This window comes from Methanobrevibacter sp., from assembly GCF_045541095.1.
Lineage (GTDB): Archaea > Methanobacteriota > Methanobacteria > Methanobacteriales > Methanobacteriaceae > Methanocatella.
On record NZ_JAZQIJ010000020.1, the window covers coordinates 1 to 3,310 of the forward strand.

Annotated in this window: 4 protein-coding genes; all 4 read right to left on the minus strand. The window is 37.4% G+C overall.

Annotated features, from left to right (window positions below; genetic code table 11):
- Positions 1–226: 226 nt before the first annotated feature.
- The gene (locus ACKI2P_RS00890) at positions 227–541 is read right to left on the minus strand and encodes an AzlD domain-containing protein (RefSeq protein ID WP_407374341.1); all 315 of its coding nucleotides are present in this window, start codon (positions 539–541) and stop codon (positions 227–229) included.
- Complete coding sequence (locus tag ACKI2P_RS00895; RefSeq protein WP_407374347.1) at positions 541–1,272, minus strand: AzlC family ABC transporter permease; 732 nt, start codon at positions 1,270–1,272, stop codon at positions 541–543. Before ACKI2P_RS00895 ends, ACKI2P_RS00890 begins: the two co-directional genes overlap by 1 nt.
- Before the next feature lie 4 nt (positions 1,273–1,276).
- Positions 1,277–2,743, minus strand: a complete 1,467-nt coding sequence (locus ACKI2P_RS00900; RefSeq protein WP_407374343.1) for a homoserine O-acetyltransferase — start codon at positions 2,741–2,743, stop codon at positions 1,277–1,279.
- The coding region (gene rnc / locus ACKI2P_RS00905; protein ID WP_407374345.1) for a ribonuclease III at positions 2,736–3,310 on the minus strand (575 nt) is incomplete at its 5' end. The genes ACKI2P_RS00900 and rnc, both read right to left, overlap by 8 nt.

The window sequence follows — 3,310 nt, forward strand, 5'->3', positions numbered from 1 at the left end:
AAGATATATACTGGCTCGAATATAAGAAAAATATTTAATTAAAATCAAGATTTATATAAAAAATAAAAAACGAAACATTTATATACTATGTAATTCATCTTTAACTTATGTAACATTACATTAACAGTTTTTGTTACATCACACAGTTCCAAGCAGAATCATACTTATTAAATTATCAACCCTTTTTTCCTCTAAATTCACTGCTTGGAACTAAAAAAAACTAATTTTAGAAAAACGGAACAATAGAATAAACAGTAATCAATACAACTACTGTCAGAATTACAATAGCTCCCAAAGGAACCTTTTTCCATGCAAGGCCTGCCGCTACAACCGCACCGATCAGACCTATATACCACAGCTGATTGTCAACAGTCAAAACGCCAGGACATATCAGAGCTGCAAGGGCAGTATATGGAATCAGATTCAGGAACTTTTCAGCCTTTGGCGGGAAATTGAGCCTGTTGATAAACAGTGCTGGAATAAGCCTTGGAATAAAAGTTACAATGGCGCATCCAAGAATTATCAAACTGATATAATCCATCAGGCATCACCCCTAAGCAGATATTCATCATCGACAATATACATTCCGACAGCAGCTCCAACAAGTGTTGATACAATCAAAGACCAGTTTCCCAGAAACTGGCTTAAGACAATATTGCATACAGCAGTAATTAAAACAAGAAGTGCAATCTGCTTTGATTCCTTGATGGAAGGCACCAGAATAGCTACAAACAATGCATATAATGAAATGTTAAAACTGTTTGTTACAATTACAGGAAGCAAGTTCAATGTAACGACACCGATTGCAGCTCCCAGACACCAGCTCAGCCAGGAAGTTAGAGATATTCCAAGATATGTCCATATTGAAGAATCCGAACTTAATGAAAACATTGCAAATGATTCGTCAACTGTAAGATGTGCTGAAAATATTCTCAAAGGCAAATTACCGTCTTCAATCTTGTTTAAAACACATGTTGACATTACAAAATACCTTAAATTGACAACAAAATTCGTAAGGATAATTGCCATTACGCTGGCTGATGAGAGAGCCATTGAAGCAGCTATAATCTGGCCCGCTCCTGCATAAACCAGAAATGACATTGAAATCGTTTGAAGGGAAGTGAACCCTGCCTTCATCGCAATAGCAGCATAGCCAATTCCCATCGGAACATATCCGAATGTAATTGGAATACCCTTTTTAACTCCATCGATAAATTTAGCCTTTCGAGAAATAATAGTGTCCCCTAAAAAATAATAAAAAAAGTAAATCAGTTATTTAACTGAGTAAATGACTGATTTGGTCTGTTGTAATGATTCCCAATACCTTCATGTCCCCATCAACAACAGGAAGTGAAGATATGTCGTGCTTGTTCATCATGCGAGCCACATCCTCAATGGACTCGTCCGCCTGACAGAACTTGACGGTTGTGGTCATGATGTCTTTTAAGTAATTGGTATTAAGTGCAATGGATTTTGACAAATCCCAGCTTGTGACGATACCTATCAGTTTCAAATCATCAGTAACGACCGGAATGTGTGTTACCTGTTTTTCAAGCATTATTTTCGCAGCATCCTGAACGGTGGCATCATCCTTGATTGTAACTACAACATCCTTCATAACGTCTTTTACGACATTGTTGGAAAGGAATTTTGATATTATGAAATTCAGCTGACCCTTTTCAAGCAGAAATGCATCATGACCGTAGTTGGATTTTATTTCAGAATAAGAGACCTCCACATCATTGGCATTAAGGGCAGTTACGATTTCAGTACTCTGTTCTGTAGGATATAACCAGTCGGAATCTACTGATATGACTTCAATTTTTGCAGACACATCCTTCAATCCGTCAATCAATGAATTGTTTACTGACAAATCGAACAGGTCAACCGCTTTTGTAATGAATAAATAACTGTTAGCATCAAAACGCTTTACAAAGGTTTCCCCCTGATGTTTCAGGTAGCTTTCAACCTGGAAATCTATTGTAAAGTCATAGCTTATCTTGTCCTTGTCCTGAAGTTCACGGCCGAACTTGATGTACATGGACTCGTCGCTCAAATAGGTTATGTGTGCAATCATACGGGCTATGGAAAGTCCGTTTTCAGGCTTTTTGCCTGTTTCATAGTAATTTCCTTCATTCCAGTTAGGATCTGAAAATATGGACTGGCGGCCAACTTCATTGAATGCTATCTGCTGCGGTGAAGACATTGCAGCGGTAGCCATAGGAATTGCCTTTCTTGTCATTTCAGGGTATGAAACAAGCCATTGGAGAACTTGCATTCCGCCCATGGACCCTCCAATAATTGCATACATCTGATCGATTCCTAATGAATCAATTAATTTCTTCTGGACTGTTACCATATCCTTAATCGTAATTACCGGAAAGTCAATACCATACTCTTTTCCGGTTTCGGGGTTGATTGAACTCGGGCCTGTGGTTCCTTTACATCCTCCAAGGACATTTGAACATATTATGAAATATTTTTCAGTGTCAATAGCTTTTCCGGGACCTATTACTATTTCCCACCATCCAGGCTTTCTATCGCCTTCATGCCAACCTGCGGCATGGGCATCTCCTGTCAATGCATGGCAAATTAAGATAGCATTGGATTTTTCCTTATTGAGCTCTCCATAGGTTTCATATGCAACAGTAACATTGCTGAGAACCCTACCGCTATCCAATTCAATTGGATCATCAATATCCAAATATTTTGTCTCAACAATACCGACAGATTCTTCATTCATCTAAAACACCAATATTCAATTTTTCCATAGCTTCTTTTGCAGCCGCTTGTTCGGCTTCCTTTTTATTCTTTCCGGTTCCTACACCCATTTCCTTACCGTCAAGAAGAATGGATATGTTGAAAACCTTATCATGGGGAACGCCATATTCACTTAATACCTTGTAGGATATTTCTATTTCCTGTGCATCCCCATATTCCTTTATTGCAGATTTGTAATCTGTAAAAAAGATTTTCTTATCGTCAATATATTGGAAAATATACCTTCTGATGAAATCCTTTGCAAATTCAATACCCTGGTCCAAAAATATTGCACCCAAAAACGATTCAAATATGTCTGCAGTGATTGAAATTATTTCATTTTTAGTCAATATTGAATCAGTGGAATCTATCTTAAGATATTTTTCCAAACCCAGTTCATCCGAATAATAGATCAATGCATTCTGGCATACGTAATTTGCCCTGAGTTTGGTCAGTTTTCCTTCTTCATATTGGGGGTATTTTTTGAAAAGGTATTCTGATATTATTAAACTTAAAACTGAATCACCCAGAAACTCCAATCTCTCATAAT

Excerpts from the sequence above, each read along its gene's own strand:
- ACKI2P_RS00900 (WP_407374343.1), bottom strand. The coding sequence starts at position 2,743 with ATGAATGAAGAATCTGTCGGTATTGTTGAGACAAAATATTTGGATATT.
- ACKI2P_RS00890 (WP_407374341.1), bottom strand. The coding sequence starts at position 541 with ATGGATTATATCAGTTTGATAATTCTTGGATGCGCCATTGTAACTTTT.